The organism is Microcoleus sp. B9-D4, from assembly GCF_036705105.1.
Taxonomy (GTDB): domain Bacteria; phylum Cyanobacteriota; class Cyanobacteriia; order Cyanobacteriales; family Microcoleaceae; genus Microcoleus.
Window position 1 is genome coordinate 21,494 of record NZ_JAUBTS010000041.1, and the last position, 26,034, is coordinate 47,527.

A 26,034-nucleotide genomic window follows, 5' to 3' on the forward strand; every position below is an offset into this window, starting at 1 on the left:
AAATCTAAAACCTAAAATCTAAAATCTAAAATCTAAAATCTAAAATCGATTGAGTGTGTTAGCTTAAAGTCATTAAAGCCAATATTAGCCACAGTCGCCCCCAAACAATCATGCTGCCCCACGAGTTGCAAAACATTGCCCCAGAACCGACTCCCGCGGCCGAAATTTTTCAGAGACACCAAATTGTCCGCGAGTTTTACGATGAAGTTAAGTACCGTCAAGAACTAGAACTTCACTGCCAGTGGTATTACGCTACAGCCAAGCAGCATCAGCAGGAATTGCAGAAAATGCAGGGAGATTGGAATATTTTAGGTTGGTTCAGCCGCAGACGGTCGAAAAATTAAGGATTAAATAATTTACGAATATTAACTTAATCCCACTTTAAAAAACTGAACCCCAAGATCCCGACTTCTTTAAGAAGTCGGGGATCTAACAGCTAGACTTCAGAAGAGATCAATTCAACCTCATCTTCTTTGAAATGAGCTTTAAATTTTTTGTCAAACTGAACTAGAATCGGCCAATTAGCACTGACAGGTCTGCCGTGCCATTCGTGAACGATCGCCACGACTTCTCCTTCCATACCCTTAATATCAAATGGTTGACTGCGATTTTCAGGATGGTGGTAGACAACAACAGAGTTTTTAATGCAAACGCGATCGCCAACTTTCATCAGAAAAATGGGTAGAAACCCCGTCCTTTTAGGACGGCTTTACATTTTTGATTGACTACCGCCTTGGGACTGGTTGGCTCGGTGTGCTTTTGTGTTGCACTTTCAACGGGACAATTACCGCCTCAAACTTAAGAGCCCTGTACGCATAGTATTTTGCACGGGTTGTGCCTCCCATGAATGGGGTAATGTTAGCTTCGACAATGTTTCGAGAGCTTGTTAGACCTGCAACACTGTTCCAGTGACCTTAGAACTGTTTAATTGCAGATGACAGAGCAGGGGACTAGCTACGCATCCACAGGGTGTCGTGACTCTCAAAACGTAGGCAATTAAGCCTTAGTCTGGTCAGTATGGCTTGCCAGATTTCTCTTACAAGCCCCGTGTCTTTAGACCGGGGTTACTGACAAATTTAAACTTAGTGTTCTTTCTTCCAAACTCTACAAAGCGCGCAAGTGCAGAACACCTGTACGCTTTGGGGACAGTCTGTTTATCTTCCCACATAAGTAGAGCGAAAACTTAAACAAAATTGGCGGTTCTCTGTCGGTGCTTCGATCGCCCGCCGCGATCCACGTAAACCGAAATGTCGATGATTCTCCCTTGAACCCGTAGGCCCGATCGGCCTTTCAAGCTTGATCGGGCGGATTCTCAAGGGCGGGAATTGATGCAGGCTAATCGGGAAACTATTTACTTAACTGATTTAACCAACACTCAACATCAACGGCCAAGGTTTGACCCAACTCCAGCAACTGCCGGATCGAAGACAAGTCCCAGCCGGCGCCGGAACCTGCAATCCCCAAGGCAACGGCTGCGACCACACTCTCGCCCGCCGAGGCATCTTGCAGTTGCAGCCAGCCCAAACACAGAGGCACAATTTGACTGTACAGAGAATCGAAATACAGTTCCTGCGATTTGTCCAAACACAAACCCAGACTCAGCCGATCGCCCACAGCAATCAAACGCTCGATCGTGCGGATATCAGCTTCTAACTGGACAGGCGAGAGATCCTCCGCCCCCGATCCTGCTTGCAGCAGCGCGTCTAGCGATCGCCAAATCATCTTTTCCAAAATTTGTTTGACTTCGGGAACGTTCAACCGACAGCGGAGATGGCCGGTTTCAGTTGCGATCGCCTCAATTTCCGCCAGCAGCGGTTCGACATCCTCCGTTTCCAGTTCCAGGGCCTTGGCCGCCGTCAAACAGCGATGTCCCAAAGCCACCTCAGCAGCCACCTGCAACTCGATCGGCACCGGCAACTCGTCTCGGTGGAACGCCATCATCACCCCGTAATTTTCGCGGTAAACCTGAGTGTAAAGCTGATCCAACCGAGTCAAATTTTCCTGACTCAGCAACTGCACGATCCGGTGGCGTTCCTCAGCGAATAAATCCCGCAAGCTAAAGGACTGATCCCCAAACAGCCGCACCATTTCCAGAATCGCGTGGGCCGCCGAAGCTTCTTGCATAACTCCAAACAACCGCTCTTTCAGCATAGTGTAAGACCGGCGGCTGCCAAAAGGCTGAATGCAGCAGTGGAAGTCCCAGCCGCCGAGGTGGAACGCAGCAAACACATAAACCTCTGTTTCCCGCGTAATTTCCGAGGTTAACTGCAATTGACCCACAGCCAGAGTCATCGAGCCCATGCGCTGAATTTGGAAATCTTGCTGCTGGGCCTGATAGCAGTAAACTCGCTGTTCGCGGGGATATTTGGCAAACAGAGAACTGATCGCGTAGTGGGCGGCTACTTGTCGGAGACTAATTTGGGCTGTCACCACTAGTTGGCGGTAAACTTCGGCCCCTGTTTTGAAACAATCAACGTTGCTGGGTACGAGGGCTAGTTGAGCGACAAACTCCTTTTCTAGCTGGACGCCGGTAACTTCCCCCGCCAATTCCAGCGCCCGGGCTGCGTAGCGCAGAATTTGCACGCCTTCTGGCCGCGAGATTTCTTCAAAAAACCAGCCGCAGCTAGTGAACATTAACAGGGTGTGGCGCTGCATTTCCAGCAGTCGCAGGGCGTCCACCTGTTCTCCGGCATCGAGGGGGCGCACTTGATGGCGTTCGAGGAAACTGTCAACGTTAGCGGGCGATCGATCCCGGATAACCTCAATATATTCATCTCTAGCTTTCCAGGGATCGCACAACAGTTTGCGCCCCGCTTCTTCGTAAATGGGAATCAGTCGATCGCGCAGCCAATTCAGAGTATCCCGCAGAGGGCGGCGCCATTTGAGGTGCCATCCGCCGCCACCACCGCAGCCGCAATCATCTTGCCAGCGATCGACCCCGTGAGAGCAACTCCAGGCCGTCACCGGTTTGAGTTCCACTTCCCAAGCGCTCGGATTTTGACTTAAATAATGAGCAAAATTCGTCACCGTCCAGCCGCGGCGGGGAAACTCTTCTGTGAAGGCGTAGGCGAGGCATTTTTCGGTACTGTGTTTGTGGTGGCCGAAAGTTTCGCCGTCCGTCGCCACGCAGATTAATTGAGCCGGTCGGTGGTCTCCCCGCACTGCTTGACCCAAGCGCCCGGCCAAGTGGTGGCTGCTGCTGAGAACGTCATTGAAGCCCATATCCCGCGAGATCGGGCCATCGTAGAAAAAGATATCGATGTAGGGAGTGTTGGTAGTTGGGGCTGCAGAATTTTGGGAGTGCTGGCGACCAAAATAGTGAGTGCTCAGCGGCGAGAGTTGGTGGTCAGCCATCAACCGCATTTCTGGTTTCAAATAGCAGCGGTACGGGCGAGTCGGATCGATTTGACCCCCGCCGACTTCGTGCCATTCGGAATTTTGCCCTAGTTCCCCTTCGTGGTTTTGCCCGATTAGCGGGCGGCAGCGTTCGGCTTGGGAGGGGGCTAAGACAATGAAGCGGATGCCTTCAGCGACTAAAACTTCGAGGGTGGCGTAGTCTACGGCGGTTTCTGCGAGCCACATTCCTTCGGGATCGCGATCGAACCGGGATCGGAAATCTGCGATCCCCCAGCGAATTTGGGTATATTTGTCTCGCTCGTTAGCGAGGGGCATGATGATGTGATTGTAGACTTGGGCGATCGCGTTGCCGTGACCGTTGAGACGCTGACAGCTTTTGCGATCGGCCTCCAGAATCCGCTGGTAGACTTCCGCGTCGTAGCGTTCCAGCCAGCTCATCAGGGTCGGCCCGATGTTGAAGCTCATATACTCGTAGTTGTTGACGATCCCCGCGACTTCGCCGCGATCGTTGAGTATGCGGGCAAAGGCGTTGGGGCGGTAGCACTCGATGTCAATGCGTTCGTTCCAGTCGTGGGCTGGAGAGGCGCTGGCTTGGCGTTCGATCGCGTCCAGGTAAGGGTTTTCCCGGGGTGGCTGGTAAAAGTGACCGTGAACCGTCACGCACACCCCAGTTGCAGCAGCCACACTGGTTTGGGTTGCAGCCGTTACGGTTGGCGAAGGCAAAGGCAGCACATCGGATTGAGTAGTAGAAATCGAAACCATGCGGGCAAATCCTCACTCAAGTAGTTAAAGACAATAAAACCAGCCTAATTAGAAACTGAAACCTTACGCAGCAAGAGTTACAGCTAGGCATCTGTTCGGGCTAAATTTTGGCAGATAAGTTTTGATACATTTGTAGTATTGCGAGCAAAGCATTCGTTCCAAGATGCCAACCGTCGATCCCTGGTTTTTTTGCCAATGCTTTGCTGTTGAAAGAGTTAAAAAAGGTAGCTTTGGCTGCTTTTTGGCACTTGCGACCCATTTCGGGTTCGTGCTTGCAGGGCTGCTCATTGAGAGTTTCATTTACCTTGCTGGATTGTAAAGTCTTATTCATTAAATAGCAACTTTTCGCCGGAAAAATTTAATTTTTGACAATAAATCTTGGCGGTTGTGGATATCGGTTTAATGCCCGATCGATTTATAGAATAAGAGTTTTGCCTGAGTTTCGCATCATACTTTAGGTGCTTTTTACCTAAGTTCTGGAGAAGTTAGGCCAGTTGGGTTCAGGCGGGGCAGATTGGCGGCAAATGTACTTTCCAGAAGAGTTGTAACACTGGTGCGGAGTCAAAAGCCAACAAAAAAGCAAAACGGTAAGTTTTATATTTTAACTCCTGAGAGGTATGTGGGGGCGGAGGCGGAGGCATTGGAGGAGGAGGAGGGTTGGGACGAGAAGATGCTGCATTTGACGGCGAAGTGGGAAAAAAACTAGGTTTCTGGCGATCATCTTGTGCAAGAGGTGCTTGCACAAATTCCTTGGGGGCAGAATCTCCGCATTCTGGAGGCTGTGAAATATCCTGTTGACCGCGAGTGGTACATTGGCTATACTATCGAGCAAGGATGGAGTCGAAATCTGTTAGTTTCTCAGATAGAATGAATCAGGAGAAAGCCCCCAGAATTTCTGTTATTGGTCAGGTAAAATCACCCTGTTTTTTCTCAAGTTTAAATTTATTTAAATAAATAAATATAAAAAATGCCATGAGTAATGACAGGAGTTCCAATAAAAACAATAACGGTGTCCATAACAATTGGTTCTTAACCAACATTGACTATGAAGGAGAAGGACGGGGTGAGTTTGAAAATCCTCAAGGATATATCGAAGGAATGGTTAAAATTTCCTTTGATGAATTTGGTAATTCCAGTATTAAAATGAATGTAGCCAAGTACCATACTGAACAGCCCCTCAGCTTTAATTGTATAGAATTCTTTAATGCAGCTCCCGCCCTGGAAGAGGGTAGTTTCTCTTCTACAAATCGTTTTGGAAGCAACCCGTGTAAAAGTTTAACTGTCAATACTCCTCATGGAACCTATTCCGCACAAGGAAGTATAGTCTACAACCCTATCATTAGCTTGGGCGGGGATAACACGAGAGTTGAATTTTATTTGGTTCCTTCATATTTTGACAATATAAATGCTGAACTTCCTAAATATTGGGTGTTTCCAATATTTAACTTAATCTCAGATTTTACTCAGCTCAATTCACAGCTTGATTTCCATCCCCTGCGTATTCTTCCCAGGCTTGACGATGCAGAAAATACTACATGGACACCATTATTCAGGAAGCTTTTTTTCAATATTCATCGTTTAATTGTCTTTGATTTCAAAGGAACTAAGGGATTTATTCAAAAATTGCTTGATTTTAAGGAACGTAAAGAAAAGCTGTACTCTGGTCAGGTGCAACGTACAATCACAGCGGTAATGGTTGGGGAAGTTGGCTCTGAATCCATTGACATAGATAAATTGACGAACTGGCTACCATTCGGTCTTCTCCCTTTACTGAGTCTTGCTACTGGTTCTGAGGTAGGAATTCCTTGGATTGAATTTAGAGATGCTAATGGTGGGCTTGTCCGACGCATCCATAAAAGATTCGGTCAGCCAAAATTTTCAAGAGGACACACAACTATTTCGGAACAATATAATCAGGGAACTGGCTATTTACTCACCTGCGCTCAGTCTTCAACCCATTATGGAAAAGAACCTCTAGGTTCTGTAATATTTGACCTAGTTCAAAGCAGTTCACATAGCGTTACTCTTGAAGACAAGCTAAATAAAATTTGTCGAGCCTTTGATTATTTATGTCAGCACTATCAGCTAGACACACAAAATTTACTTCTTGGCTTAGATGATGATTATAAGGTTCTCGTCAAAAAAACTCTTAGGTCTGCGGCACAAGAGATTCGTTCTCTGGCACAAGCTGCAAGTGATTCAGGGCAAAGCAAATTACTTAACAAAATTGCTGATAAAACGATTAACTCTAGCAACATAGACAGGGATTTCGGTCTAGCTGTAACTGACTTACTAAAGCATTTGGGTTTACATGATGCTGACATTATTGATGCCTACTATCAAAGTAACCCACGAGCTGACGGAAGGACTCATTGGAGCAGTGTTCTGGCTAGATATCGTGGAATTGCAGTGCATACGGGTGACTTTAGCTTCCAAGAAAAAACATACGATATACATGATGTTGTAAGAATTACTTATCATTTATACGATATTCTGGTACGCATTGTTTTTAAGATGCTTGGGTATGATGGTACATACCAGCCAATAATCAGAAATCAAACCTCACAGCCTGTCGATTGGGTAAAGGCTGATCTTCAAGCCAGCGAATTAGGGTATTAACCCAAGAATATATGGTTTAGATTTAATCGCCAAAACATTGAAGTGGACATCAACCAACAAAAAGAACAATTCAGCAACATCTACCTGCAAGCTGTCACCACCGTTGCCGGCTATTCCCTCTACAAACCATTCGTAGACGATGACAGCGTGGATTGGGGAGTAGCTGCGAAAGGCGGGACTGGCCCCATCAGAGCACCTCGCTTAGAATTGCAGTTAAAATCTACATCAAGAGATATCCAAGACGATCGCTCCATCCGCTACCCTCTAAAGCTCAAAAACTACGACGACTTAAGAATGGATGACTTCGCCATTCCCCGAATTTTAGTTGTCGTTTTAATCCCCGAAACACCCGAAGACTGGTTAACCCAGTCGGAAACAGAACTCTGCATCAGAAACTGCGGATATTGGATCTCGCTGCGGGGAAAGCCAAAAACACAAAACACAAACACTGTCACCGTCGCCATCCCCAGAACCAACCAATTTACAGTCGCCGCCCTTCAGTCAATTATGGAGGGAATTAGCCAAGGAGTTAAACCATGAAAATCACCGTAAAAGATAGCCAAACTCTCGAAACAATCAAGCTAAATCAACTGAGAAATTACTTACAAACTCACGGCTGGCATGAAGACCAACCTTTTTTAGATAATGCCACACTTTGGCACAAACCAAAAGCCGATGCAGAAAAATTTGAAATATTGCTACCTAACCGGGAAAACCTGGGAGATTATGCAGCCCGCATCCGCGAGGCAATCCAAACCCTAGAAAACGCAGAAAATCGCCCTCAAATTGAAATTTTAAGCGAACTACTTACCCGCATTCCCAACACGATAATTCAGGGAATTGTTATGCAAATTCACACCCCAAATACCCAAAAATTAAGTGGCGAAATTACTCTACTCGGCCTGGTAGCTGACAAATTGCGGAAAATTCAAACTTCACTCGCAGACAAAGATTATATCCTGGCGATTAAAGCTTATCAAGAACGCTTACCGATTCTCTGTAGCGGTGACTTAATCAAAGACAATAACGCCTTCATCCTCAAAAACCCTCACAACTTAACCCTCGATGAATTGTGGTAAGACTAACAGATTTTGTCGAAATCTATAGCGGTTCTCAGGAAAGTAAGGTACTCTTCCAATGCCCCATGCCCCATGCCCCATGCCCCATGCCCCATGCCCAAGAACACCTCATGTTACTGAGAAAGGCTATATATTAAACACCTTCCAAACAGATATCAAGTTCCCTAGCAAAGGCCTCCGGCGCATCCAGCATCAGCCAGTGTCCAGTATCGGGTAGCGTAGTTGTCGTCAGCGTGGGACGGAGGATGTGGAGGCTGAACGGAAAAGTGTTTGAGGGAGCAATAATTGCGTGGGCTCGTGTTCCAGGGGCTGCTAGGTAGCGATCGAGATTATCAACTGCTTCAAAGGCAAACATCCCGCGAGACATTCCAGACAGACAATCCTGTGGAGTCGCCGCCAAGCAAGCGAGTATCCGATCGCGCGTCTGGGCCCTGCTTCCTGTCAGCGCCTCATTGAAGCTGGTTTCCACAGCAGCCCGCCAATCCTCCGTCTCCAGAGCCCTCTGGTAGGGGACGATGCGTTCCTCGTGCACCTCTCCAGGCACCTTGGTAAAGTCTCCAGGTGGGTCTGCCAGGATCAACTGCGCGATGCGCTGCGGTGCGGCGGCTGCTGTGGCGAGGGCAATACAAGCACCGAAACTGTGCCCGACGATCGCCACTCGATCGAGTCCCAGCCCATCTACTACCGCCAAAACATCCGCTGCACAGGAGGCGGGCGCATAGTTGCCGTCCTCCGGCGGTGCAGAATCGCCGTGTCCCCGCATATCAAGGGCGATCGCGCGTCGGGTACGGGCGACATGGGCAAGCTGGGCATCCCAGATGCTCGCAGAAACCGTCATACCGTGCACGAATACCACCGGTAAAGGCTCCGACTCCCCAGCCGTCACAGGCGGGCTGGCTTCGATGATGTGAATAGTGCCGATCGGTCCTTTGATAGTTGTCGATCGCATACAATTTTCTCCTAAGTTTTATAGTCCTAGACGGACGGGTAGTCAGAAACCGGATTTTTCGCAAAAATACTCGGTTATATCAAATCCGTTAACATCGGAATTATTATCTCTCTCTTCTCTTTCTCTGTGTCCTCTGTGCCCTCTGTGGTTTAATCATTCCGATACAACCGGAATTGATATTAGAGCATCGCAGAAAAGGTAAAAACCCGGTTTCTTTGGTTGGGACGGGTAAGTCAGGTTTCAATTTCCTCATTTTACACAACCAATTTTACATCTGTTACTCCTTGACGCAATTCATACTGTTTTTTTACCCAAAATTGTTTAATTTTTTCACCCAAAAACGGAGCAGCTTGCATCATCAATAAACGCAATAATCCATTTTTTCGTAGTTGTTCGCCTTTCCACGCTTCTTGTGCTTGAAGTTTTTGGGCGCGAATAATTTCCGGTTCCCGTTCTGCCTGAATCCGCGATAATGCTAAGTCAATATCCTCGGAATTAGCCCCTGCTTTCAATAAAGGTACAAGGTGATTGGCGGCAACAATTACATCGCGGAACGCCATGTTAATTCCTTGAGCGCGAACCGGAGACATGGGATGTGCCGCATCCCCCAAAAGTAGGATTCCTGGTCGATGCCAGCGCGGACAGCGACCAACTACAACAGATAATCGCATCGGAGATTCGATTGTATCGGCACACTTGCGGAAATGTTCTGCCATCCACCCAGGAGATAGCGATGCGAAAGTTTCTGCCCAGTCTGTGTGTTTCCAATCCGTTTTGTCATCTGCCGATAGCACCCAAGCCAGATGAAGTTTTCCTGATTCTGCCCCATGAAAAACACTGAATCCGCTACCGCCATTCAGGATGGAATAAAATACATTATCAGCCACAAACCGAGGATGAGCGGCAAGTTTAAACCACAGAACATCAATACTCTTCTGCTGTTTTACTAACTCTAATTCTGCACGTTGTCGTACAACCGAGTTTCTACCATCTGTACCAATCACAAGTGCAGCAGGAATCTCTCGCCCATCTCCTAACTTTACACCCGCAATGCGATCGTCCCTGTACAGTAAATCTTTTACGGGAACACCTGAGATAAATTCAAACTCTGGATGCAACTTAGCTTCTGAAATTAGTGTTTCTAGCAAAGGCGGTTGCGATACCAGCGTACAAGGTCGATTTGACCCCATTGGCTCATCAACTCGAAATAACTGCCGATCGCCCACAACGAACTCCCAGGCATCAATTTGTCGGTGTGGAACACCTTCTAGCACAGTGGATAAGCCCATTTGTGCGATCGCATCCAATCCGCTGGGCATCAATCCTTCACCGCGAAACACTCGATACGAATCTTTTGCAGCCTCAATCAATGTTGTGCGAATACCTCGTTTTACCAGCAGCAAAGCAAGTGCCGCACCAGTTGGCCCCGATCCGACAATTACAACTTGTGTCATTTGGTATTTTCCATTGCTTGTTGCGGATATTGAGATGCAAACAGAGGTGGTTAAAGGGTGCGCGATGATCTATTAGACATCTCCCATAATTATCGTGGAACAGGCATCCTGCCTGTTCAAAACCTGCTTTTTTGGAGAAGTCTCTTAATCCCAGCTATTTTTGGAGTGCCTGTTGAAAAGTCTTAACTGCATCAACATGATTCACCATATTGATGCAGCGCAACAACAAATCCAAATCGATCCCTTTCACTTCCTCACTACTGGAAACCTTTTCATAATGAAGTGTATTGCCCTCTCCCCGCAGGTAATAAACCTCTAACAATCCATCTTCCCAGAACCACACTTCAGGAATTTTCAGCCGCTTGTATGCCTCCAGCTTGTCGAGCCCGCCACTGGAAAACACGATTTCGAGCGCCAAATCGGGTAGCCTACGACCGGGAGCAAGTTTATAAGATTTATCGGCCTCTCGCTTGACTTTACCCGTTTCACTTTCCAGAGTCATTGAGCCAGTTGGAGTAAAGTCAAACCCCGCCATCAGCAGGTAAAGCTCCAACAATGCACCAATTCTTTCTTTAACGGTTTCGTGGGGTTCTCCAGGCATTAGTTTAATCTCCAAAACTCCATCCAGGAAAGAAAGTCGATATCCTGGACGGTCTAACAATTGCTCAACTGCTTTGAACTCTCTCCAAGTGAGTCCCTCAAACAGAAGGGGTGATTCTTTTCTGGGTGGTGCGATGATTGCTGCAGTCATCAAAATTGCTGGGTTAGAAACCCCGTCCTTCCAGGACGGCTTTACATTAAATCAAAACCCCTTTCGGAGCGGAGGGGTATGGTTGCCCCTCCATTGGAGATATGGTTGTCTCCATCCCATTTTTGGGTAACGTTAGCTTCGCCAAAGTTTAGTGAGCTTGTTAGGCCCAAAGCACTGTTCCAGTGACCTTAGAACTGTTTAACCTTGAGCGATAGAGCGGAAAACTAGCTACGCATTCTCCGGTATCGTGACTCAAAAAACATAGTCCGCTTGCGGACTTAGGCTGGTCAGAACGGCTTGTTAGATTTCTCTTCCAAGCCTCATGCCTTTAGGCTGAGGTTCCTGACTTGATTCTCCAGTCTATTTCCCGATGAGAAACGATCGGGTTTGGAGGGCGATTTGTTTATTATAACTTTAAGTAGCATCCTCCACTGTAAATCCGATTTCTTGCCCGTAGGATAGTTCCAGCGTGTGACCGTCTGGGTCTCGCAAAAAAGCCCAGTAGCCGATCGGATATCCAGAATCTTTTGGTTCTTCAAGCAATACGCCTTCTTGACGTGCTTTGTCGCAGAGTTCGTCCATATATTCGCGGCTTTTGCAACCTACTCCCAGGTGTGCCAAGGGAGACAGAACGGGATGTACGGAGTCTGTTTGAATTAGCACAATTACAAAAGGGCGAGTGCGATCGGAAAGCCAGACTACAGCAACACCAGCTTCTGCATCGATGCGGCGGTGAACGACCAGCATTCCAGCATACTTGGAGTAGAATTCGATAGTGCGATCGACATCAGAAACGGGCAGTGCGATGTGTGTGAAACCGATATCACTCATATGTTATGTTGCTCCCGTCATATTAGGTTTAAAATCAAGAATTGCCAGTTCCAATATCATAATTTTAATGAGATGCTCGCCACTTTGCAGCGTTCAGATCCATTGCTTTAATGAACCCATCTTTTCCGTCCATGTACGCCTGAATATTATCAGGGTATTTTTGGGCAAGTTTTCTCTTTAGTTCGCTGTATTCCTGCGCGGCTTCAGAATGGGTAATCATATAATCTCGAAACGCTAAATGGCGCTCTATCTGCGGTGAACCAACTTCAAAACTGTGAATGTGGTGGGTTCTACCCTTGCGAAAATAACGACGACCGGATATCCCAAACTCACCCATTGCTTGATAACCTAATGCCTCCATTTCTGAACTATGTGTATCGATTTTAAGAATATCTTTAACCTCAACTAACATATCGACGATCGGCTTTGCATGAATTTGTGGAATCGCTGTGCTACCAATGTGATGTATAGCAACCACATTGTCCCTAAGTGCAAGTGCAATCAGTTTCGACTCACTTTCAAAGGCGCTTCGCCAATTTGGATCGTGCGGGACGACTTCTACTTTTATTGACATGGCTGATAATTATTGGCTTTTTTTGTCATCTCATTGATTTACCATCGCATTTAACCGAAACTGATTTTATTATGCCTCATATTTTACGGGCTGCGCTCCAAGCTCTTAAACATACGGACAACGGGGAGAAACTGACTGTTTGGGAGAGAAATTTCAAACCGCTCGATCGCCCGATAGTCAAATTTTGTGTAAAATGGCTCTCCCGCCAGCGTCGCAATCATCTCAACTTCCTTAAATCCAGCACGCTCAGCAGCCAGTTCGCATACTCGCATAATCTGACTTCCAATTCCTCGCCCTGCCCATGCTGGATGAACAAAGAATGCACGAATCTTTGCCGAGTCGCTGTCTGGGTTGAGGAGGCTGTCTTCTGGATTATTTTTGCCTGAATCACCTCCATAAAGCGTTTTACGTTTACTCCAACCACCGCAACCAACAATTTGGTGATTGTTCTCAGCAACAAAGTATGTTTGGTCTAGAATCAGTTGACTGTCAACCCCAAAGGCTTTGCCCAGTGCGCCTTCAATCTGCTCTGAAGTGTAGTACCCTGCAGGCACAAGCTCTAGCAGAATCAGGAATTAAAGTTGTCAGCTTAGGAATGTCTTCTAAGGAAGCTAACCGAATACAAAAATCCATTGAATCGATCGGCTAAACAAATCCCTCTCTTAGTTTGTCACATCAGTGAAAGCCGCCATGCAGCGATCGCCCGTTAGCGAAGCTTGCAGAAGAGGATCCTCCGCCCCCAGCTTTCAGCGAACACCTAAATCCCTCACCCTCACCCTTTTTTTCATTTGGTCACAGGCTATGATTGACGGTTGGCAGCTTTTGAGAATCTAAATGCTAAACACAAATACCATTATTTCCAGCCTGCTGTTATTTATCCCGGTTTCCATCGCCGGACACTTTCTCGGCTGGGAATCCTCCACAATCTTCGTCACCTCGGCTTTAGCCATCATCCCCCTAGCCGCGTGGATGGGGACGGCCACCGAAGAAATCGCCGTCGTCCTCGGTGCCAATTTGGGGGGTTTGCTGAACGCTACCTTCGGAAATGCCACGGAACTGATTATCGGCATCGTCGCCCTCAACGCCGGACTAATAGATGTTGTCAAAGCCAGCATCACCGGTTCAATTATGAGCAACCTGCTGCTGGTGATGGGATTGGCGATGCTGCTGGGCGGCTTGCGCTACAAAGAACAAGATTTTCAGCCGACAGTCGCCCGGTTGAATGCTTCAGCGATGAACTTAGCCGTGATTGCCATTTTGGTGCCAACTGCAGTTAATGCCACCTCTATTGGCATCCCTCCGCAAACTATGCAGAACCTCTCTAGCGCTGTTGCTATAGTCCTGATTGTCGTCTACGTGCTGACGCTGCTGTTTTCGATGAAAACCCACAGTTATCTGTACGACGCAGGGGTGGCAGAAATAGAAATGCTGGAAGATTTAGCCGAAAATAACTTAGCACCAGACAGTCCTGACCACAAAGTCAATCTGCCACTGTGGATTGGGGTGCTGTTGGCCTGTACCCTGATGGTAGCTGTCGAGTCGGAACTGTTGGTGGGTACTCTCGAAGAAGCGACGGCGCGTTTGGGGCTGACATCACTGTTTACCGGGGTGATTTTAGTGCCGATTATTGGCAATGCGGCCGAACATACGACGGCGGTGACGGTGGCGATGAAAAATAAAATGGATTTGTCGGTTTCTGTGGCCGTGGGTTCGAGCTTGCAAATTGCTTTGTTTGTTGCCCCGGTGTTGGTTTTGGCAGGTTTTGTCTTGGGCAAACCGATGGACTTGAATTTCAACCCGTTTGAACTTGTAGCGGTTGCGGTGTCGGTGCTGATCGCCAATTCTATCAGTTCTGACGGCAACTCTAACTGGCTCGAAGGTACTTTGCTCTTGGCAGCTTATACGGTTTTGGCGCTGGCGTTCTACTTCCATCCGGTAATTGAGGGACTTGTTTAAAAGGCTTTCTTATCGGGAAGGAAGAGGGAAGAGGGAAGAGGGAAGAAGGCAGATTTTTTCACTCCCTCACTCGCCCACTCCCTCACTCGCCCACTCTCCCCCTCGCCCACTCTCACTTATTTCTTCGAGATTGGTGGTTGCGATCGTACAATTGAAATGTGCCTGCTCTCTCGTTATTAGTTCTGGTCTGTTTGTAAATTATGTGCTGTCATCAGGGATTTGTGACCTCGATCGGCTGTGAGAAACAACAAAACCTTTGGCCTCAACTCGATCGTTCGATCGCAGTGCCCCCGGTTATACAAAAACACGGGATGCTGAAGTCAAGCCAGACTAAAGCCTCCCTTGACTTCAGAGACGCTGCAAGATTTCAATCAAGGGTGCTCATGAGTCTTTTACTAGGTGTGCTACGATCGTCATAAGTTGAAAATTGAGTTGGACTTGCATAGCCAAAAAGTTTACTAAAATTAGTCATACTTAACTTGAATGGTTAACATTCTGGGCGGTATGATGACATCAGTGCCGAAAACAAAGGCTTAATTATCTGGGAGAGTAAACCGAGCGTGCAAGTCAAAACTGACCAGCCTGTTACAAGGTCGAACGGGAGTCCGCGTTTCGTTAAATTGGTTGAAAATATTGGATGACTCATGGCTAAAAGCTTCAACTAAAATTACATCAATTAGGGCGTTGCTCCGCCCGAATTAACGCCTGTGGACAAGAATGAGCCGACTCCCTTGGGTGAAACAGGAAGCAGACCCTTCAGGATCAATCCTGATTGAATGGTGAGACTTAAATAAGTTTAGCCAAGTTTTGTGTAGCAGTCTAACTAGACAACGTAAAACCTCGTACTCTTATTGTTGAGTACGTCGTCCTACAAACACGGTGTTGCCGTCTAGGAAAACTCGTATTTGAACAAAAACCGAACTAGATAAAGAGGACTAATCAAATACGGTATGCCATACCGGAATTAACGATTTTAGAGAAGACACCTCTAATGCGGCTTGAGTAATCTTGTCAAGGCAAGTAACGCAAGCTGAATCAAAAATCTCACTCACCAAGAGTGGACACAGTAGACGAGGGTCGATTTAAAACTGACCAGCCTATAAAAAGGTCGAACGGGAGACCACGATTCGTTAAATTGGTTGAAAATAATGGTTAAACAATGGCTAAAAGCTTCCACAATAATAAATAGTTGTAGAGACTTCAAAAATAGGGTGCTGCTCCACCCGAATTTACGCCTGTGGACAAGTAAGAGCCGACTCTCTTGGCAGAAGCAGGAATCAGACCCTCTAGAAAATACTTCTAGTTGAATGGTGAAGCTTAGATAAGTTTAGCCAACTTTTGTAGAGCAGTGTCAAAGTAAAACTTGATAGAGCAACCTCAATCAGGGTTATGTGGCTTCTGTGAGTTATTGCCTCAATCCCAAATGCCCGAATCCCTCCGATCCAGCCAACTCTGGCAAATCCGCGTGTATCCACTGCGGGTCAGAACTTTTGTTGCAAGGTCGATATCGGCTAGTCGCGCCTCTCGGAGGCGGCGGCTTTGGCAGAACATTTGAAGTGGACGACAACGGCGCCCGAAGAGTGCTCAAAGTCCTGCTCAAAGAACATCCCAAAGCTGTAGAACTGTTTAAGCAAGAAGCTGACGTATTGGTCAGGCTCAGACATCCAGGTATTCCAAAAGTCGATCGCGACGGTTATTTTATATTTACGCCCGCTCACAGCACAGAGTCTTTTCACTGTCTGGTGATGGAGAAAATTGCTGGGGCCAATTTGCAAGACTGGCTGAAACATCGGGGCCGCCCGATCAGTCAAGAACAAGCTGTGAACTGGCTCAAACAACTGTCGGAAATTTTAGACCAAGTTCACCGCCTCAACTATTTCCATCGGGATATCAAGCCGCACAATATTATGTGCAAGCCAAACGGGCAGTTAGTGCTGATTGACTTCGGGACTGCTCGGGAAGTGTCGGCGACTTATTTCGCTAAGGTGGGGCAGGGGCAAAATGTAACTGGTATTGTTTCTCCCGGCTACACGCCGCCGGAACAAACTAATGGCAAGGCTGTTCCGCAGTCAGATTTTTTTGCTCTGGGGCGCACTTTTGTTTATTTGCTGACTGGAAAGCCGCCGACTGCGTTTCCAGAGAATCCGCGCACGGGCAGATTAATGTGGCGCAAAGGAGCTCCTCAAGTTTCCGACTCCGTGGCTAATGTGATCGATTATCTGATGGCGCCTTTTCCGGGGAATCGACCTCAAAGTCCCCAGATGGTTTTGCAGTGCTTGGAGGAAATTAATCTCGACGGCGCAGAAACTCAGGTGCCGACTCAGTTGCCGACGACGGGGCAAACTAAAATTCGCGCAACTGCCGGGGCGTCTGGGGCGAAGAAGCAGAGTTCCATAAACCGCCTCAGACCTCTGAATTCGGGATTGAACAAGACCGAAAAAGATGTTTTTGATTGGAAAAAGAAGTTGCTGGCGGGCACGGCTGTTTTGATGGTGAGTATTGGCGCGTCCCAAATTTACGGTTCGCTGCGTTACGGGGTGTTTCCGGCAAACCCGGTGTGGCTGCTTTCGACTTTACCTACCACTCATTTTTTGCAAAGAAGTTTGGATAATGTCGGGAGTGTAAATGCGATCGCCCTGTCCCCGGACGGTCAAACTTTGGTGAGCGCAAGCTTTGGGACGATTAGAATTTGGAATGTGAGGACGGGACGGCTGGTGCGGACTCTCAATTCGGTGCATTCTAAAAAATCGGTCAACACGCTGGCGGTGAGCCCGAACAGCTCGATTTTGGCCAGCGGCGGCGGCGACAAGAATGTGATTCTCTGGGATTTGAAGACGGGGCGACGGATGCGGACGATTCCCGCTCACACAGCCGCCGTCAACTCCATCGCTTTTAGCAGGGACGGTCAAACTCTCGCTAGTGGCAGCGATGACAAAACTATTCGCTTGTGGAATGTCAAAACCGGGAGCAGGTTGCGGACTTTGAGCGGCCACGCCGGAGGAGTAAACGCGATCGCTTGGAGCCGGGACGGTAAAACTCTCGCTAGCGGCAGCCAGGACAAGACTGTGCGTTTGTGGAATCTCGGCACCGGAGAAGTCAGAAGAATTATCACAGGTCACCGGGGCCCGGTTACTGCTGTGGCTTTTAGCCCGAACGGGCAAAGTGTGGCTAGTGCTAGCACCGACAATACGATCCGTTTGTCGAACGTGCAAGACGGGAAGCGCACCCGCACTTTTAAAGGGCATTCGGACTGGGTGAGGACGATCGCCTTTAGCCCGGACAGCCGCACTTTGATCAGCGGGGGCGGAGATATTATAGTTTGGGATTTGAAGACCGGAAAAGAAAGAAGCAGTCTTTCTGGTCACAGTCAGTTTGTGAGTTCTATTGCTATTTCCAGAGATAGCAAGACTTTTGTGAGCGCCAGTCCCGATCGCACTATTAAGATTTGGCGAATGCCATAATTTTACTATTTTAGATTTTAGATTTTAGATTGAAGAGTCGAGGCGAGTGAGAAATCCCATCCCGACTCCGACGTGGAAGTCTGGGCATTGCCCGCCCTACAACTGTTACTTGCCACAATTGGCAAAAGTAGAAAACAAGTTAAATTCTGTAACCCTCCACGCTTGCCATGTCTGCGCGCCAGCAAAAAGACTGTACCTAGTTATGCTTTTATCGCTGTCAACATAACTTTGCCAACTTAATGAAGCAACAGTGGGATACTGGGCTGGAAACTCCCCTGGTATAGGACTTACTTGCGAGCTCATGTTCCATCCTACTTGCTTGCTAAAATCTTGAATTTGACCTTCGCAAGTGCGACAGCTAGAACCGCCCACTTTCTGCCAAATCTCTAACTGTGGAGTCAATCCATATTTTCCGTTGCTCGATTGCATCCACATTTGATCGATCGCGCGGAGGTTCGGACAAGACAGATTGGCGGGGTTGTTACGGATCAGAGAGACTGTTTCTTGATCTGCTTCGTACCATTTTTTGGCTTCTAATAAGGATTGAAGTTTGCTAAATTCGCTGTTGCTTTCTTGTGAATTAGCGGTAAATGCTGGTTGCAAAACTGCAATAAATGTGCCTACTAATGCGAGGGATAGTTTGCCAAGTTTAATCATGTTCCCTGATTAAAAGTGATTTAACAAAGGACAGTTTACCATCTCTAGACCGAGATGAAATCTTCAGAGCCAATAAAATTGGGAGCAACGCCTGTCAAAGAAGCTAAAACTTCACCGCTGCTGGCTACTCTAATTAATGTGCCGTTAGTTCCAGGGGAAATTGATAGTTGTCCGAAGGTCAAGCCATTGATTAATTGAATGGTATCTTGAGAGTTGGCGAAATCAGAGATTGTATCAATTCCCAATCCCGCACCTAAAACAAATACATCGTTGCCTGCGCCGCCGACGAGATTATCGTTGGCCAAGCCGCCGTTGAGGGTGTCAAAACCTTTGCCGCCAGATAGGTTGTCGCTGCCGCCGCCCCCGATCAGGATATCATTGCCCCGCAAACCGTTGATGTTATCGCTGCCATTCGTGCCTGTCAGGTTGTCGTTGCCGGGAGTGCCGTTGATGACGTTTGGAGGGTTATTGCTGCCACCTGGAGTGCTGGGGGTGTTAGAAACAAAAATGTCGCTGTGATTGTTAGTGTCTCCCGGCACGAGGTTGGAGGAAGATGATGGAAACGCCACAAACCGCCCGTCGGCTGAGATGGAGGGGCTGGCGAAGTCTTGGGTGGAGGCGTTTCCCTGATTACCTGCTGAGTCTACAGAGAGGCGGGTGGTGGTATTGGTTAACAAGTCCCGCATGAAAATGTCAGCGGTATTGTTAGTGTCCCCCGGCACGAGGTTGGAGGCATCAGATAAAAACGCCACAAACCGCCCGTCGGCTGAGATGGAGGGGATGTAGGAGTCACTGTTCGCCAGATTGCCTGCTGAGTCTACAGAGACGCGGGTGGTGGTATTGGTTGACAAGTCCCGCACGAGGACATCTGGGCTATTGTTAGTATCATCCGCCGGCACGAGGTTAGTGGCATCAGATACAAACGCCACAAACCGCCCGTCGGCTGAGATGGAGGGGGTGTAGGAGTAGCCGTTCCCCAGATTGCCTGCTGAGTCTACAGAGACGCGGGTGGTGGTATTGGTTGACAAGTCCCGCACGAAGATTTCGTAGCGATAGTTAGGGTCTCCCGGCACGAGGTTGGAGGAATTTGAAGAAAACGCCACAAACCGCCCGTCGGCTGAGATAGAGGGGTAGTAGGAGTCACTGTTGGCCTGATTGCCTGCTGAGTCAACAGAGACGCGGGTGGTGGTATTCGTCAACAAGTCCCGCAGAAAGATGTCGTTTGTATTGTTAGTGTCCCCCGGCACTAAGTTGGAGCCCTGAGATTGAAACGCCACAAACCTCCCGTCGGCTGAGATGGAGGGATCGGAGGAAACAAGGTTTCCCTGATTGCCTGCTGAGTCAACAGAGACGCGGGTAGTTGTATTGGTTAACAAGTCTCGCACGAAGATGTCACCGAGATTGTTGGTATCTCCCGGCACTAGGTTGGAGGCATCCGAATAAAACGCCACAAACCGCCCGTCGGCTGAGATGGAGGGCTGGGAGGACCAGCCGTTCGCCTGATTGCCTGCTGAGTCTACAGAGACGCGGGTGGTGGTGTTGGTTGACAAGTCCCGCAGGAAGATGTCGATGTTATTGTTAGCGTCCCCCGGCACTAGGTTGGAGGCAGATGATTCAAACGCCACAAACCGCCCGTCGGCTGAGATGGAGGGGCGTACAGACCAGTTGTTCGCCTGATTGCCTGCTGAGTCAACAGAGACGCGAGTAATTGTCATAAGTCTTGGTGTTAAAAGGACAAGTTTAAATATCCCCGGATCTTACTCACAGCATACAAGATAGCCAAGCTCATATTCCCCGCCCGTTTTTGGCAAATTCATCAACAGTTTGCTGCGATAATTCGTGAACAGTCATTGCTTGCAATACATCAAAAGGCAATGTCAAATGATGTGCGCCAGCTAATAAAGTTTTTACCGCTTCGGAGGGTGATTTAATGCTAGCTGCCAAAATCTCAGTATTACTTTTCTTCAAGACATCTGCCATATCTTGGACTAAGGCAAAACCGTCTCCCAACAATCTGGTGGCGCGATTCACGTAGGCGATCGCATATTTGGCCCCCGCTTCTGCTGAAACAACTGCTTGTGATGCGCTGTATATCGCCGTCACCGCGCAAGGAATTTCCGGTGACAAATGCGCTACTGCTTGAAAACCCACCGCCGTTGCTGGAACTTTCAACACTGTTTGCTGTCCAATTAATGTAAAAGCCGCTTTTCCTTCTGCTACCATGCCATCAAAATCAGATGCAGTTAGCTGATAATACACTTCCCCCGGAATAAGTTTCGCCAGTTGTGTGAGCGTCACATCGGGAGATAAATCGCTTTTTCCCAGGAGGGTAGGATTAGTAGTAATTCCCGAAAGCCAGCCGAACTGGCTCGCTTCTTTTGCTTCTGCTACAATTGCAGTATCGAGATAAATTCCCATCAGCTCTACACCTTTATTTTCTTAGTTTTTTCTGACTTTTCCGAGGCTTAGTTTAAATTTGATGTCACTGAGCGTCAAATTGATTGTTAGGTATTAACTGTAGCAGATTTGTGAAAACATCGCTAGTAAGTAAAAATAACAATTAAGTGATGGGTATCACGTCACTTGCTGATTACGATCGCCATGTAAGAAAACTTCGATCGCCAAATGCCGGAAACAAACAATTTATATTTGTAGTATGGGTTATGTATGCAGTAACTCAAGGAGGTGACTCATAAAATGAGAGAAAAAGAAAATCATCAGTCACAAGTCAGTCTTGAGGAATCTTGTGAGAAAGCGGAGTTTGAAAAACCAGCGTCAGCCCCTCAAGACTTGCCAGAAAATGATAATTCTCAAACCGAGTCTCAAGCATTTGAAAATCACGGTGAAGATGGTTTGAAGGCTCTAGCACGCTTAATGATGGTGAGTCTAACTTGGTCGCTGGCAGGACTTTCTAAACCCAAGTAAATTTTTGGGTTATTGGTTATTGGTAATAAACACTGGTATTATGCCCGATTGCGATGAATCTTTAAGTTTTAACATCCAATTTCTAATCTCTCGCCTGTGCTTTTTATAGTACAGGCTTTCCCATTTCCCAATCGGATGGGACTCAATGCCTCATCCCTGGGCTTCGCCCAATTCCCAATATCAAACTTTTATTTATATCAACCGTTTTGGCGGTTGCTATCAATCCGCCCCAAAGACACAATATTGTTGTGTCCATATTTGCTACTTAATATTTTCCGAACCTACTGCCTCAGAAATCGAATTAAATCCTTTTTCTTCCAACTTTTGCAGCAAACCTTGGAGAATCCGACGCACCATCCAAGGCCCTTCGTAAACCCAACCGGTGTAAACTTGAATTAAACTTGCACCAGCGGCTATTTTTTCCCAAGCATCTTCGGCGGTGAAAATGCCGCCAACTCCAATTATGGGCAATTCGCCTTTTGTATATTGCCAGATAAATCGGATTACTTCTGTCGATCGCTCCCGCACAGGAAGCCCGCTAATTCCCCCGGCTTCTTCGGCGATTGGTTTGCCTGTTTCTCGCAATATTTGTGTTTTCAATCCGTCGCGGCGGATGGTGGTATTTGTGGCGATAATTCCTGCTAGTTGGTAGGTTTTTGCTAAGTCAAGGATTGATACGATCGCCTCGGACTCCAAATCCGGCGCAATCTTGACTAAAATTGGCTTGATTCCCTGATTTTCTTGTTGCAAAATTTCCAAAATTGTGCTAAGCCCAGCAGCATCTTGGAGCGATCGCAACCCAGGCGTATTCGGAGATGAAACGTTGACTACAAAATAGTCGCCCCAATCTTTCAGCAGCTTAAAACTCTCCAAATAGTCGGCTGCTGCCTGCTCTAACGGTGTTACCTTAGATTTACCGAGATTGATGCCCAAGGGGAAGGGAGACTGAGGCATGGGGCGCTGGGCATCGAGTGGGGACTTTTTCTGTGCTGCCTGAAACCGGGCCGCCATTGCCGCGGCTCCTTGATTGTTAAATCCCATGCGGTTGAGGGCTGCACTGTCCTGAGTCAAGCGAAACAAGCGAGGTTGGGGGTTTCCCGGCTGTGGTTGACAAGTGACAGTGCCAAGTTCGGCAAAGCCAAAGCCAAAATTTGCCCAAATGTCAGCAGCTACGCCGTTTTTATCAAATCCGGCGGCCAAGCCGACAGGATTGTTAAAGCTCAGTCCCCACAAAGATTGTTCGAGGCGAGAATCTTGGACTCCCAAAGATTTCTGCAATCGAGAGAGCATTTGGCTGGTGGCGGGGTTTGACTGGGTTCTGGCTGCGAGTTCGAGAACTTGGAGAGTGCGGTTGTGCAGCCACTCGGCATCGGTTTTCAATACGGAAAACAACAGCGGGCGTACACTTGATTGATAAATATCCAATGATTTGTACTGGGGCAATTTACAAATTAGAAAGGAGAATGGAAATAAAAATATTCACGAGCAGACAGTGAAGGTGAGGTTGTTACTTCAACTTCGATCGACTTTATCCAATGTTTGAGACTGAAGGATAAGTGAGACGATTATATTATAAGTTGACTCTTTGGCATTTTAATTTTTTGAATTTTTAAGTTAGTAATTTTAAATTAGACAAGGTGCGGGGAAGCTTGGAAATGGGGCAGCAGCAAAGACCAAAGGATTTAGACGAACAAATCGCGACCCTAGAGCGCGTTCTCCTGACTCTCCGAGAAGAGGAGAATGTTGAAGTGCTACTTTCGACCACACTCGGTTACTTGCAAGCGGAATTTGACTGGCGGTTGATTTGGATCGGGTTGTACGATCGACAGGCCCACAGATTGTTCGGGAAAGGTGGCATAACTCCTAACGGCGACTCGTCTTTTCTCAAACAGCGCTTTGCTCTCACTCCGGGGGATTTGCTCGAACAAGTGGTGATTCAGCTCCGGCCGGTGGGAGTCCCGGATTTGCGATCGGAAAACCGAGCCGGAGAATGGCGCAAAGCAGCTCAAACTTTCAATATTCAAGGCACGACTCTGTTTCCGCTGCGCTACAAAGACCGCTGCTACGGCGTGATTTTGCTCGGAACAGACCTGTGGGGATCGTCGCCAAAGTCGGGGGAAAAAACGCAGTTGGCGATCGTATTTGGAGCGCTGGCAACTGCTCTTTACCAAATAGAAAAAGACTGGCAGCGACAACAAGTTAAACACCCAGACGAGTCTCTTTTTGCGCTGATTTCGCAGTTGGGGGAATTGCGATCGCTCGACCAATACTTGCAAGCGGTGGTCGAACAAACTCATGAATTTATCGAGCCGACACGCACCAATGTTTATTGGTTCGAGCGAGAGCGACGCTATTTTTGGCGCCGAGTCAGCAACCGCGAAGTTACTCCGGGTTTGGGCGGGCCGGGCCGAGCGGCTTCGGGCATCACCGTCCAAGACTTGGGCGAATTTTATCAGGCTTTGGGCCGGGAAGAAATGGTTTGGATCGGTGAATCTCAAAGTTCTCTGAAAACTGAGCTGACGGGACGGTTGATGCAGCAAATCCGCGCTCGCTCTCTGTTGGCTGCGCCGATTGTTTCGGAAGGGGAATTGTTGGGATTTTTGGCAGTCGAAGCCGGCGAGCCCCGGATTTGGCAAGATAATGAAAAGCATTACCTGCGGGGAGTGGCGCAGTTAGTGGCTCTGACGGCTCCTATGTCGGAGATGGAGGAGAAAATTCAACAAACTGAGATCGATCGAGATTTAACTGCTGGAATAGCTCACGCCATCTACAGCGATGCTGACTGGGAGGCGACTTTGAAAAATACCGCCGAACAGTTGTGCGATCGGCTCAAATGCGAATACTTTTTGCTGCTGCTGTACGGCGAAGAACAAAATCGCTTTGAAATTGTCTGCCAAAATCTGCCCCGCAATCGCAGGCCAGTGCCGTCGCCACTCAACGCCCTCGATGTGGCTGACGTGGGGCTGTTGCAAGAAAGTGTACCTCTAGCTATTGAAAATTGGGAGGAAGATGGGCGGTTGGGCGCTTGGCGGGATGTGTTGGGGGAAGCTGGGGTGCGATCGCTGTTGGCATCGAGCACTAGGGCGAAAAAGTCCGAGGGAGAAAACCCCAATCTCAAATCGAAAATCGCCAATCGCAAATCGATCGAGGGTTTGCTGGTTGTCGGGCACAGTGCAACTCGCACTTGGAGGCGATCGGAGCAAGAATTAGTTCGGCTAGTGGGCGAACAACTCGGATTGATCCTGCATTCGTGGCAGCAGAGTTCGGCAATCGACAAATATCAGCAATTTGAGCGATCGCTCAAATCGGGTTTGGCGGTTTTGCACCATTCTCCTGATGAGCAATCTGAGCAAGAGATATCTGCTGCTTCGCCGACGATGTTCCCAGAGTTGCCGCTACAAAAGCTCGATCGTAACTTTGCTCAACACGTTTCCCAGACAATTTCCTGTCCTTTAGTAGCCGTAATTACTTGGAATCCCGGTGAGGAGGAAGGTTCCATCGTGGCGACGGTAGCTGCCAATCCCGTATTTGCCATCAATCCCGAGGCGGTGATTCCTGTCCAAACAGATGCTTTGATCCAACAAACCCTGGCTGCTAGCGGGGTGCTGCAACAGAACACGAGCCAACTGCAACTGGCGACGAAGCGGTGGCTACGCAGTCCGGGAATTGGGGAGATTATGACGGTGGCGCTGCGGACTGCCCCAGAACACGCTCCGGCGGGCATTGTGGTGGCTGCGGACGCTCCGGGCCGCCAGTGGTCGGAGTTGTCGGTGAGTTTACTCAGCTCAATGGCGTCTCAGTTGGCTTGGTGGCGCAGGTATTTGGCGGTGCAATCGATCCAGGAGTCGCAGCGAAAGGATCTGGAGTTGCTCAACTGGTACAAACAGCGCCGTTTTGAGGAGTTTTACCGCACTGTGGGAGCGGGGGTGAAGGAGTTGGGGGAGTTGAGTCAGTCGATTTTGCAGTCGGCGAAGGAACAAAAGGATGCTCTGAAAATTTTGCGCTACCAACAGGTTTTGCGGCAAATGGGCAATGCTTTGGGGTCAACTCATTTGCTGCTGAAACAGGAACATTGGCGGCTGCAATTCGCACAAGATGCGGTGCCTGTGAGCGCTTGGCTGAGGCGATCGCTCGATCGAACGGCCCCCCTGGTCAAACAGTCGAAAGTCTTGCTGGAAGTGCACAGAGAAACTGCTGTGTCGATGCCTGCGGGGCAGACTTTGAGCGTTCGCGGGGACTGTATCAAGCTCGATTTGATCCTGTGCGAATTGCTGGCGACGGCTTGCAGGCGCTCTGCTGTGGGCGCCAAGATTGAGATTCGCTCTGAGTTGTTGGGGGAAGATTGGCTAGAATTGTCTGTGATCGATAGCGGCGCGTGCGATCGACAGTTAATTGCTGCCTTCAACGGCGATTCCGAACCCGATATATTAGCGGTTTCTAGTTCCAATAGGTCGATCGTGCAAAATCTCTTAATTTGTCAGCGAGTGGTAGGCTTAATGGGGGGAAACTTTTCTATAGAAATGTTAGAAAATAATTTAATTGTCGCTCGTTTAGTGCTACCCCTAGCCAATTCTTAATATTCTCTAGCCGCGAGTTCACCCGTACTTATAGTTATTGTAGGGTGCGTCAGGGGAAAAATTTTTAGTCTTTGGTCGTCAC

At 48.2% G+C, this 26,034-nt stretch carries 23 protein-coding genes; 10 read left to right on the forward strand and 13 right to left on the reverse strand.

Annotation, left to right across the window (positions count from 1 at the left end; translation table 11 throughout):
• Positions 1–110 precede the first annotated feature (110 nt).
• Complete coding sequence (locus tag QUB24_RS21970) at positions 111–344, forward strand: hypothetical protein (RefSeq protein WP_333155430.1); 234 nt, start codon at positions 111–113, stop codon at positions 342–344.
• A gap of 92 nt (positions 345–436) precedes the next feature.
• Here QUB24_RS21970 and QUB24_RS21975 read toward each other — a convergent pair whose 3' ends face one another.
• The 3 genes from QUB24_RS21975 to QUB24_RS21985 form a co-directional block, all read right to left on the reverse strand.
• Positions 437–670 carry a ferredoxin-thioredoxin reductase variable chain gene (locus QUB24_RS21975; RefSeq protein ID WP_333155431.1) on the reverse strand — a complete coding sequence of 78 codons (234 nt, stop codon included), beginning with the start codon at positions 668–670 and terminating at the stop codon, positions 437–439.
• 677 nt (positions 671–1,347) lie between these two features.
• Positions 1,348–4,119, reverse strand: coding sequence for a DUF3536 domain-containing protein (locus QUB24_RS21980; RefSeq protein WP_333155432.1), 2,772 nt, complete (start codon positions 4,117–4,119; stop codon positions 1,348–1,350).
• Positions 4,120–4,219: 100 nt separating this feature from the next.
• Positions 4,220–4,450 (reverse strand): hypothetical protein, encoded by a 231-nt coding sequence (locus QUB24_RS21985; RefSeq protein WP_333108520.1) that lies wholly within the window; start codon positions 4,448–4,450, stop codon positions 4,220–4,222.
• A 222-nt stretch (positions 4,451–4,672) separates the two neighbouring features.
• On the opposite strand from QUB24_RS21985, the gene QUB24_RS21990 reads away from it, so the two are divergent.
• The 5 genes from QUB24_RS21990 (at position 4,673) to QUB24_RS22010 (ending at position 7,817) form a co-directional block, all read left to right on the forward strand.
• Complete coding sequence (locus QUB24_RS21990; protein ID WP_333155433.1) at positions 4,673–4,825, forward strand: hypothetical protein; 153 nt, start codon at positions 4,673–4,675, stop codon at positions 4,823–4,825.
• An 18-nt stretch (positions 4,826–4,843) separates the two neighbouring features.
• The gene (locus QUB24_RS21995) at positions 4,844–4,990 is read left to right on the forward strand and encodes a DUF1016 N-terminal domain-containing protein (protein ID WP_333155435.1); all 147 of its coding nucleotides are present in this window, start codon (positions 4,844–4,846) and stop codon (positions 4,988–4,990) included.
• Between the two features lie 101 nt (positions 4,991–5,091).
• Entirely contained in the window at positions 5,092–6,738 is a 1,647-nt protein-coding gene (locus QUB24_RS22000; RefSeq protein ID WP_333155436.1) for a hypothetical protein, read from the forward strand.
• 42 nt (positions 6,739–6,780) lie between these two features.
• Positions 6,781–7,278, forward strand: coding sequence for a DUF4365 domain-containing protein (locus QUB24_RS22005; protein ID WP_333155438.1), 498 nt, complete (start codon positions 6,781–6,783; stop codon positions 7,276–7,278).
• A complete protein-coding gene (locus tag QUB24_RS22010; RefSeq protein ID WP_333155439.1) occupies positions 7,275–7,817 on the forward strand; it encodes a hypothetical protein in 543 nt (180 codons plus the stop codon). The genes QUB24_RS22005 and QUB24_RS22010 overlap by 4 nt, the downstream gene beginning before the upstream one ends.
• Before the next feature lie 133 nt (positions 7,818–7,950).
• Here the strand turns inward: QUB24_RS22010 and QUB24_RS22015 are convergent, their stop codons facing one another.
• The 6 genes from QUB24_RS22015 to QUB24_RS22040 all read right to left on the reverse strand — a co-directional run bounded on the left by QUB24_RS22015 (position 7,951) and on the right by QUB24_RS22040 (position 12,930).
• Positions 7,951–8,766 (reverse strand): alpha/beta hydrolase, encoded by an 816-nt coding sequence (locus QUB24_RS22015; protein ID WP_333155442.1) that lies wholly within the window; start codon positions 8,764–8,766, stop codon positions 7,951–7,953.
• A 254-nt stretch (positions 8,767–9,020) separates the two neighbouring features.
• Positions 9,021–10,220, reverse strand: coding sequence for an FAD-dependent monooxygenase (locus QUB24_RS22020; protein ID WP_333155444.1), 1,200 nt, complete (start codon positions 10,218–10,220; stop codon positions 9,021–9,023).
• A 154-nt stretch (positions 10,221–10,374) separates the two neighbouring features.
• The gene (locus tag QUB24_RS22025; RefSeq protein WP_333155447.1) at positions 10,375–10,971 is read right to left on the reverse strand and encodes a Uma2 family endonuclease; all 597 of its coding nucleotides are present in this window, start codon (positions 10,969–10,971) and stop codon (positions 10,375–10,377) included.
• Positions 10,972–11,385: 414 nt separating this feature from the next.
• Positions 11,386–11,802: a VOC family protein gene (locus tag QUB24_RS22030; protein WP_333155448.1), complete on the reverse strand. Its 417-nt coding sequence runs from the start codon at positions 11,800–11,802 to the stop codon at positions 11,386–11,388.
• A 64-nt stretch (positions 11,803–11,866) separates the two neighbouring features.
• A complete protein-coding gene (locus QUB24_RS22035; protein ID WP_333155449.1) occupies positions 11,867–12,376 on the reverse strand; it encodes a GrpB family protein in 510 nt (169 codons plus the stop codon).
• A gap of 83 nt (positions 12,377–12,459) precedes the next feature.
• Positions 12,460–12,930 carry a GNAT family N-acetyltransferase gene (locus tag QUB24_RS22040; RefSeq protein ID WP_333155451.1) on the reverse strand — a complete coding sequence of 157 codons (471 nt, stop codon included), beginning with the start codon at positions 12,928–12,930 and terminating at the stop codon, positions 12,460–12,462.
• Positions 12,931–13,210: 280 nt separating this feature from the next.
• On the opposite strand from QUB24_RS22040, the gene cax reads away from it, so the two are divergent.
• Positions 13,211–14,332 carry a calcium/proton exchanger gene (gene cax, locus QUB24_RS22045; RefSeq protein ID WP_333155453.1) on the forward strand — a complete coding sequence of 374 codons (1,122 nt, stop codon included), beginning with the start codon at positions 13,211–13,213 and terminating at the stop codon, positions 14,330–14,332.
• A gap of 1,391 nt (positions 14,333–15,723) precedes the next feature.
• The gene (locus QUB24_RS22050) at positions 15,724–17,793 is read left to right on the forward strand and encodes a serine/threonine-protein kinase (protein ID WP_333155454.1); all 2,070 of its coding nucleotides are present in this window, start codon (positions 15,724–15,726) and stop codon (positions 17,791–17,793) included.
• Positions 17,794–17,898: 105 nt separating this feature from the next.
• Here QUB24_RS22050 and QUB24_RS22055 read toward each other — a convergent pair whose 3' ends face one another.
• From QUB24_RS22055 to QUB24_RS22065, 3 genes are all read right to left on the reverse strand, one after another.
• Positions 17,899–18,450: a GUN4 domain-containing protein gene (locus tag QUB24_RS22055; RefSeq protein ID WP_333155455.1), complete on the reverse strand. Its 552-nt coding sequence runs from the start codon at positions 18,448–18,450 to the stop codon at positions 17,899–17,901.
• Positions 18,451–18,494: 44 nt separating this feature from the next.
• Positions 18,495–20,165 (reverse strand): calcium-binding protein, encoded by a 1,671-nt coding sequence (locus QUB24_RS22060; RefSeq protein WP_333155456.1) that lies wholly within the window; start codon positions 20,163–20,165, stop codon positions 18,495–18,497.
• Between the two features lie 70 nt (positions 20,166–20,235).
• Positions 20,236–20,868: a transaldolase family protein gene (locus tag QUB24_RS22065; protein WP_333155458.1), complete on the reverse strand. Its 633-nt coding sequence runs from the start codon at positions 20,866–20,868 to the stop codon at positions 20,236–20,238.
• 279 nt (positions 20,869–21,147) lie between these two features.
• Between QUB24_RS22065 and QUB24_RS22070 the strand changes: the two genes are divergently transcribed.
• Entirely contained in the window at positions 21,148–21,375 is a 228-nt protein-coding gene (locus QUB24_RS22070) for a hypothetical protein (RefSeq protein ID WP_333155461.1), read from the forward strand.
• Between the two features lie 261 nt (positions 21,376–21,636).
• On the opposite strand, the gene QUB24_RS22075 is transcribed toward QUB24_RS22070, so the two are convergent.
• Positions 21,637–22,800 carry a quinone-dependent dihydroorotate dehydrogenase gene (locus QUB24_RS22075; protein WP_333155464.1) on the reverse strand — a complete coding sequence of 388 codons (1,164 nt, stop codon included), beginning with the start codon at positions 22,798–22,800 and terminating at the stop codon, positions 21,637–21,639.
• Between the two features lie 230 nt (positions 22,801–23,030).
• Between QUB24_RS22075 and QUB24_RS22080 the strand changes: the two genes are divergently transcribed.
• A complete protein-coding gene (locus QUB24_RS22080; protein WP_333155466.1) occupies positions 23,031–25,952 on the forward strand; it encodes a GAF domain-containing protein in 2,922 nt (973 codons plus the stop codon).
• Positions 25,953–26,034 lie beyond the last annotated feature (82 nt).

Excerpts from the sequence above, each read along its gene's own strand:
- QUB24_RS22035 (WP_333155449.1), bottom strand. The coding sequence starts at position 12,376 with ATGTCAATAAAAGTAGAAGTCGTCCCGCACGATCCAAATTGGCGAAGC.
- QUB24_RS22020 (WP_333155444.1), bottom strand. The coding sequence starts at position 10,220 with ATGACACAAGTTGTAATTGTCGGATCGGGGCCAACTGGTGCGGCACTT.
- QUB24_RS22000 (WP_333155436.1), top strand. The coding sequence starts at position 5,092 with ATGAGTAATGACAGGAGTTCCAATAAAAACAATAACGGTGTCCATAAC.
- QUB24_RS21970 (WP_333155430.1), top strand. The coding sequence starts at position 111 with ATGCTGCCCCACGAGTTGCAAAACATTGCCCCAGAACCGACTCCCGCG.
- QUB24_RS22065 (WP_333155458.1), bottom strand. The coding sequence starts at position 20,868 with ATGGGAATTTATCTCGATACTGCAATTGTAGCAGAAGCAAAAGAAGCG.
- QUB24_RS22060 (WP_333155456.1), bottom strand. The coding sequence starts at position 20,165 with ATGACAATTACTCGCGTCTCTGTTGACTCAGCAGGCAATCAGGCGAAC.
- QUB24_RS22070 (WP_333155461.1), top strand. The coding sequence starts at position 21,148 with ATGAGAGAAAAAGAAAATCATCAGTCACAAGTCAGTCTTGAGGAATCT.
- QUB24_RS22010 (WP_333155439.1), top strand. The coding sequence starts at position 7,275 with ATGAAAATCACCGTAAAAGATAGCCAAACTCTCGAAACAATCAAGCTA.
- QUB24_RS21980 (WP_333155432.1), bottom strand. The coding sequence starts at position 4,119 with ATGGTTTCGATTTCTACTACTCAATCCGATGTGCTGCCTTTGCCTTCG.
- QUB24_RS22015 (WP_333155442.1), bottom strand. The coding sequence starts at position 8,766 with ATGCGATCGACAACTATCAAAGGACCGATCGGCACTATTCACATCATC.
- QUB24_RS22030 (WP_333155448.1), bottom strand. The coding sequence starts at position 11,802 with ATGAGTGATATCGGTTTCACACACATCGCACTGCCCGTTTCTGATGTC.
- QUB24_RS21975 (WP_333155431.1), bottom strand. The coding sequence starts at position 670 with ATGAAAGTTGGCGATCGCGTTTGCATTAAAAACTCTGTTGTTGTCTAC.
- QUB24_RS22025 (WP_333155447.1), bottom strand. The coding sequence starts at position 10,971 with ATGACTGCAGCAATCATCGCACCACCCAGAAAAGAATCACCCCTTCTG.
- QUB24_RS21985 (WP_333108520.1), bottom strand. The coding sequence starts at position 4,450 with ATGAATAAGACTTTACAATCCAGCAAGGTAAATGAAACTCTCAATGAG.
- QUB24_RS22080 (WP_333155466.1), top strand. The coding sequence starts at position 23,031 with ATGGGGCAGCAGCAAAGACCAAAGGATTTAGACGAACAAATCGCGACC.
- QUB24_RS22055 (WP_333155455.1), bottom strand. The coding sequence starts at position 18,450 with ATGATTAAACTTGGCAAACTATCCCTCGCATTAGTAGGCACATTTATT.
- cax (WP_333155453.1), top strand. The coding sequence starts at position 13,211 with ATGCTAAACACAAATACCATTATTTCCAGCCTGCTGTTATTTATCCCG.